A 5,403-nucleotide genomic window follows, 5' to 3' on the forward strand; every position below is an offset into this window, starting at 1 on the left:
GGGCGACGGTTTCCTTGTGCAGCGCCAGCAGGCGCAGCGCATTGGCGATGTCGAATTTCGGATCGTCCTTGGCCGTGCCCATCCGCAGGCGGTGAAGCGTTTCCATTTCGAGATGCTCGTAGCCTTCGAGCAGCGCCTCGTACCATTTCGCCCGGAACTCGGAATCCGCCCGGCGCTCCCGGTAGGCCGTGCGCAGGGGTACGTTTGCCGCCTTAGCCGAAGCGGTGACATTCGATGTTTCGGCCAGGGTTTCGAGGAAGTTCCTGCGCCACCCGGCATTGCGCCTGGGTTGCGGCTGGTCGATTTCGGCCTCGCCTGCTTCGCTCGGGCAGCGCCCCAGTGCCGCATCCCAGGCGAGGGCAAACTGCAGATTGGTCCGGCGCCGGGAATAGGCCGAACCATGGGCGATGCCTGCCGCCCTGACGGCAAGCTTGACCACGCCCGTTTCGGCGAGCCCTGCAAGAAACGCCGGAACCCAGGCCGGGCCGGCCGGGTTGCTGTCGGCCAAGGGTCACTCCTGATTGCTGCTGGAACCAGAAAGGCGGCCCGTTTGGACCGCCTGCTCGAATCACACTATCGCGATGTTCATCTTTTCTAACCATATAGCGTCACGATGTCAACAAAAAAGTGCCAAATAGGTTATATCAGGCAACTCCGCCGCTGCTATCGCCCGGCTTTTCCGCATCCGTCATGCTGAACTCGGTTCAGCATCCATTGTGCCTCCCGCTCTGCCTGTGCCAGAGGAGGAATGGACCCTGAAACAAGTTCAGGGTGACGAAACTCTGGACGAGCGAACGCCCGAACCCATGCTGCGCCGCCTCTACGATTGGACCATGGCCAAGGCCGCGCATCCTCAGGCGGAATACTGGCTGGCGCTGTTCGCCTTCATCGAAGCGAGCTTCTTTCCGATCCCGCCGCATCCGGTGCTGGGGCTGATGTGCCTCGCCGAACCGAGGAAGGCGGTCCGCTTTGCGGTGATCGCGACCTTGGCATCGGTCGCGGGCGGGCTATTGGGCTACGCGATCGGCTGGGGGCTCTACGATACGGTTGGCACCCAGCTGCTGGCCTGGCTCGGCCTGACCGAGAGCTTCCCGGTCGCGGCCTGCTATTTGCGCGAATACGGCGCGGAAATCCTGATCATCAAGGGCGCCACGCCGATCCCGTTCAAGCTGCTGACGATCACCGCCGGCTTCATCGGGATGAATGTCGTGACCTTCATCCTGGCCAGTATCGTTTCGCGCGCGATCAGCTTCATGATCGTGGGCGTGCTGTTCCGCCTGTTCGGGCGGCCGATCAAGGCCTTCATCGACAAATATCTCGGGCTGGCGACCGCCGGCTTCGCGATCGCGGTGGTCGCCGGGTTCGTCGCGCTGACCTTCCTCGAGGGTGGCAACGAGGAAACGCAGGAAATCTGCGCCTCTGCCACCATGCCGTAACATTTCGGTCACATTGGGTCCGGCGATGCGCAATGTCCTGTTCCTCTGCACCGCCAATTCGGCGCGCTCGATCCTCGCCGAGGCGATCCTCAATGCGCAGGGCGGCGAGCGTTTTCGCGGCTTTTCCGCCGGCAGCAAGCCGCGCGGCGTGCCCAATCCGCTGGCGCTCGAACTGCTCGCAGCCAAGGGACACGACATCTCGAACCTGCGTTCCAAGAGTTGGGACGAGTTTACGGGTCAAGGTGCTCAGCCGGTCGATCTCGTGATCACCGTCTGCGACAATGCCAAGGGCGAAAGCTGCCCGATCTTTCCCGGCCATCCGATGCAGGCGCATTGGGGCATCCCCGACCCGGCGGGCGAAACCGACGATGGCGAGCTGGCGGGCTTCGAGACCGCCTATCGGCGATTGTCGCAGCGGATCGAGGCCCTGCTCGAACTCGACGAACAGGCCCTGTCACCGCAGGACTGGCGCAGGGCTGTCATGGCGATCGGGCGCGAGGCCGAAGGGAGCACGGCCCATGGCTGACCTGCGGCGCCGCCTTTCGGCCGAAGCGCTGGGCAGCTTCTTCCTGTTCGCCGGGGTGATCGGCTCGGGGATCATGGCCGAGCGGCTGGCGGGCGGGAACGACGGTGTCGCGTTGATCGCCAATACCGGCGCGACCGGGGCGATCCTGTTCGTGCTCATCACCATGCTCGCACCCGTGTCGGGCTGCCATATCAACCCGGCGGTGACGCTGGCGATGGCCTTGCGGCGCGAGATCGGCGCGCGCGATGCCGTGCTCTACGTGCTGGTGCAATTGGTGGCGGGAGTGCTTGCCGCCTGGGCGGCGCATCTGATGTTCGAAGTCCCGATCCTGCAATTCTCGGTCCGGGAACGGACCGGGCTCGGCCAATGGGCGGGCGAGTTCGTCGCCACTTTCGGCCTTGTGCTGACAATCATCGGGACGCTGCGCCACAAGCCGCAGGCGATCGCGGCGTCGGTCGCGCTCTATATCACCGCGGCCTATTGGTTCACCTCCTCGACCAGCTTCGCCAACCCCGCGATCACCGTGGCGCGCAGCCTGTCGGACAGTTTCTCGGGCATTGCCCCGGCGGATGTCCCGGGCTTCGTCGCGGCGCAGTTGGCTGGGGCGATGGTTGCGGTGCTGCTGGGCAGATGGCTGTTTGCGGCGGAGCGGAGTTAGGAATCGCCTGCCGCATTCCCCGCGCGCCATTCGTCCCAATGGGGTTCAAGCTCGGGCGGAATCGCGGCCACGAATGCGGTATCGAGCGGATATTGCGGCATCGCTTCTGCGACCGCATCGAGCACCGCAACGCCTTGCTGCAGATCCTTCTTGCGCTTGAGCGGATTGCGCTCGGGTTGTTCCGACAACCAGAGCTTGTGGAGTGCAAACCACCGCGGGTCCGGCGCGACAATGCGGGCTGCCGATCCGTCGCGGCAATTGACCACCTGATCGGATGGCCTGCCAAGCAGGAGCCATTCTTGCGCAGGCAATGGGATCGGGCGCGGCTGCTCCACTCGTCCAAGGGTCGCCACTCTTGATGGTGCAACCAGCAGCTCCACTTCATAGGCCTTCGCGTTGCGCGCCTGGAACGAGCGTTCAATGTTGAGCGTGAACGTCGGGTCCACGGCCTTGAGCATTGACCATACCGGCGCACCGCCGAGATCCTCGGCCGAAGCCCATGCCAGGTCGAAGTCGATCGTTTCGTCTGTTACGTCAATCTTTCCCGCGGCCTCCAACGCGTAACCGATCAGGCAATTCGTTCCGACAACCAGCAGGGCCCCATCGAGCAACCCGCGAATGTCGGCCTCGCGCAAGATTGCGCCGGCCTCGCTGGCGAGCAACGGGATGCGCAGTGCTCGGGCGATGCGGCCCGATTCCGCGAGCGCTTCGGAAGCCGAATCGCGACGCGCCTTGAGTGCGCCCTTCTCCGCCCGATACCGCTCGAAGTGCGCCTGCCGCGCGTCGTCGACCGGGCCAAGGCTCTTCCCGTTGCCCGAACGGTCTGCGATTTCGTAGAGATATTTCCGGCCATCGACGGTCTTGATCCGCAGGTCGTAGGGGAGCGCACGCAACGCACGCTCGGCGTCGCGCCAGACTTCGTAGCGCTGGCGAAGATTGATAAGCGCGCGAAGCTGCTCGTCGGTAAAGGGCGTAAGGTCGGCCATAGCTGTTTATCCCACAAAATCACGAAATCACAAAATGTGGGATAAATCGTTTAATCCAAAATAGTTAGATAATCCCCACACCCTTCCCGGCGCGTTCGAACATGCCGAGGATGGTGCTGACCTCTTCCTCTGAATGCTCGGCGCAGAGCGAACAGCGCAGCAGCGTCATGTTCGCGGGGGTCGCCGGCGGGCGGGCGAGGTTCACATAGAGCCCCTCGTGCAGCAGCGCTTCCCACATCGCCGCGCCCTGGGCGAGGTCGGGCATGATCACCGCGATGATCGCGCTTTGCGGCTCGTCGGTGCCGAGCTGGAAGCCGAGTTCCTTCAGGCCCTTGTGGAGGTTGCGCGAATTCTCCCACAGATGCGAGCGCTTGTTTCCCGAATGCATCAGCTTGCGGATCGAAGTCGCGGCGGTGGCGACGACCGAAGGCGGGAGCGAGGCGGTGAAGACATAGGGCCGGCAGACCAGCCGCAGCACCTCGAACTTGGGATGGTTCGAGACGCAGAACCCGCCGACCGTGCCGACGCTCTTGGAAAAGGTCCCGATCACGAAATCGACCTGGTCGAGCACGCCCTGGTCTTCGGCGACCCCGCGCCCGTGCGGCCCGATGAAGCCCATCGAATGCGCTTCGTCGACCAGCACCATCGCGTCATGGGATTTCGCGATGCGGATCATTTCCTTGAGCGGAGCAATATCCCCGAGCATCGAATAGACGCCTTCGAGCACCACCAGCTTGCCGGCGCCTTCCGGAACCCGGCGCAGGCGCTTCTCCAGCGCTTCGATGTCGTTGTGCTTGAACGGCACGATCTGCGCATTGCCGAGCGAACAGCCGTCCCAGATGCTGGCATGGCTGTCGATGTCGAGAATGATGTAATCCTCTTTCCCGGCGATGGTCGAGATGATCCCGAGATTGGCCTGGTAGCCGGTCGAGAAGACCATCGCATGGTCCATCGCGTAGAATTCGCGGAGCGCGTCCTCGCATTCGCGATGTCCCTGGTAGGTCCCGTTCAAGACCCGGCTGCCGGTGGTGCCCGACCCGAAATTCTCGAGCGCATCCTTGCCGGCCTGGATCACGTCCGGGTCGAACGTCATGCCCATGTAATTGTAGGTGCCGAGCAGGATCGTGTCGCGTCCGTTGCAGATCGCGCGGGTGGGAGAAAGCACCTTCTCCATCACCAGGTTGAACGGGTCCTCGGCCCCGCCCGCGAGCAGGTTTTCCCTCAGCGCGATGATGTCATCGAACTTGCTGAACAGGTCGCCCTTGGTTCCCCCTCCGCTCATCGGCGCGTCAATCTCCCTGCAGTTTGACCACCGCATCGACCAGCTGGCCGAAATTCTCGATCTCGGCCTGCTGGTTCATGCTGATGATGATGTCGAACTCGTCCTCGATCGCGGCGACGAAATCCATCACCGTCAGGCTGTCGAATTCGAGGTCGGTGGCGAAAGTGGTCGAGTCTTCGATCTCGACGCCCTTCTTGTTGAAGGGATCGATCAGTTCGCGAATGCTGGTTTCGACTGCGGCACGGTCCATGTGCGGGCTCCTAGGAGGGGAATGCGGCGCAAAAGCGGCGTGGAGGCGGGATTGTCAAGCTTGCCCGCTCAGATCAGCCCGTTCACTGCCTGCATGAACGGCCCGATCGACACCGGCTTGGCGAGATAGCCCTCCGCCCCGGCATCGCGAATCCGCTCCTCGTCTCCCTTGCCGGCATAGGCGGTCACCGCCAGCACCGGTATTGCGCGAAGGACCGAATCGACTTTCATCTGCGCGATCAGTTCGAGCCCCGACACATTGGGCA

Annotated in this window: 7 protein-coding genes and 1 pseudogene; 3 read left to right on the forward strand and 5 right to left on the reverse strand. The window is 63.3% G+C overall.

Features of this window, described 5'->3' with window-relative positions:
- Positions 1 to 508 (reverse strand): annotated as a pseudogene (locus AC16XC_RS07410) (hypothetical protein); the annotation flags it as partial.
- Positions 509 to 806: 298 nt separating this feature from the next.
- Between AC16XC_RS07410 and AC16XC_RS07415 the strand changes: the two are divergent.
- From AC16XC_RS07415 to AC16XC_RS07425, 3 genes are read left to right on the forward strand one after another with little or no spacing between them, the layout of a single operon-like run.
- The gene (locus AC16XC_RS07415) at positions 807 to 1,436 is read left to right on the forward strand and encodes a YqaA family protein (protein ID WP_484034010.1); all 630 of its coding nucleotides are present in this window, start codon (positions 807 to 809) and stop codon (positions 1,434 to 1,436) included.
- A 25-nt stretch (positions 1,437 to 1,461) separates the two neighbouring features.
- Positions 1,462 to 1,962 carry an arsenate reductase ArsC gene (locus AC16XC_RS07420; RefSeq protein WP_484034011.1) on the forward strand — a complete coding sequence of 167 codons (501 nt, stop codon included), beginning with the start codon at positions 1,462 to 1,464 and terminating at the stop codon, positions 1,960 to 1,962.
- The gene (locus AC16XC_RS07425; RefSeq protein ID WP_484034012.1) at positions 1,955 to 2,620 is read left to right on the forward strand and encodes an aquaporin; all 666 of its coding nucleotides are present in this window, start codon (positions 1,955 to 1,957) and stop codon (positions 2,618 to 2,620) included. Before AC16XC_RS07420 ends, AC16XC_RS07425 begins: the two co-directional genes overlap by 8 nt.
- Here the strand turns inward: AC16XC_RS07425 and AC16XC_RS07430 are convergent.
- The 4 genes from AC16XC_RS07430 to AC16XC_RS07445 form a co-directional block, all read right to left on the reverse strand.
- On the reverse strand, positions 2,617 to 3,606 hold the full coding sequence (locus tag AC16XC_RS07430) for a GSU2403 family nucleotidyltransferase fold protein (RefSeq protein ID WP_484034013.1): 990 nt from the start codon (positions 3,604 to 3,606) through the stop codon (positions 2,617 to 2,619). The two genes, AC16XC_RS07425 and AC16XC_RS07430, sit on opposite strands and share 4 nt — an antisense overlap.
- Positions 3,607 to 3,670: 64 nt before the next feature.
- Complete coding sequence (gene spt / locus AC16XC_RS07435) at positions 3,671 to 4,888, reverse strand: serine palmitoyltransferase (protein WP_484034014.1); 1,218 nt, start codon at positions 4,886 to 4,888, stop codon at positions 3,671 to 3,673.
- A 7-nt stretch (positions 4,889 to 4,895) separates the two neighbouring features.
- Positions 4,896 to 5,138: an acyl carrier protein gene (locus AC16XC_RS07440; protein WP_484034015.1), complete on the reverse strand. Its 243-nt coding sequence runs from the start codon at positions 5,136 to 5,138 to the stop codon at positions 4,896 to 4,898.
- A gap of 68 nt (positions 5,139 to 5,206) precedes the next feature.
- Positions 5,207 to 5,403, reverse strand: a 197-nt coding sequence (locus tag AC16XC_RS07445; protein WP_484034016.1) for a response regulator, incomplete at its 5' end; no start/stop codon positions are given.

The organism is Candidatus Andeanibacterium sp. (assembly GCF_057143545.1).

What these genes read in the sequence shown, in the direction of transcription:
- AC16XC_RS07415 (WP_484034010.1), top strand. Translation starts at nt 807, where the DNA reads ATGCTGCGCCGCCTCTACGATTGGACCATGGCCAAGGCCGCGCATCCT.
- AC16XC_RS07420 (WP_484034011.1), top strand. Translation starts at nt 1,462, where the DNA reads ATGCGCAATGTCCTGTTCCTCTGCACCGCCAATTCGGCGCGCTCGATC.
- AC16XC_RS07425 (WP_484034012.1), top strand. Translation starts at nt 1,955, where the DNA reads ATGGCTGACCTGCGGCGCCGCCTTTCGGCCGAAGCGCTGGGCAGCTTC.
- AC16XC_RS07430 (WP_484034013.1), bottom strand. Translation starts at nt 3,606, where the DNA reads ATGGCCGACCTTACGCCCTTTACCGACGAGCAGCTTCGCGCGCTTATC.
- spt (WP_484034014.1), bottom strand. Translation starts at nt 4,888, where the DNA reads ATGAGCGGAGGGGGAACCAAGGGCGACCTGTTCAGCAAGTTCGATGAC.
- AC16XC_RS07440 (WP_484034015.1), bottom strand. Translation starts at nt 5,138, where the DNA reads ATGGACCGTGCCGCAGTCGAAACCAGCATTCGCGAACTGATCGATCCC.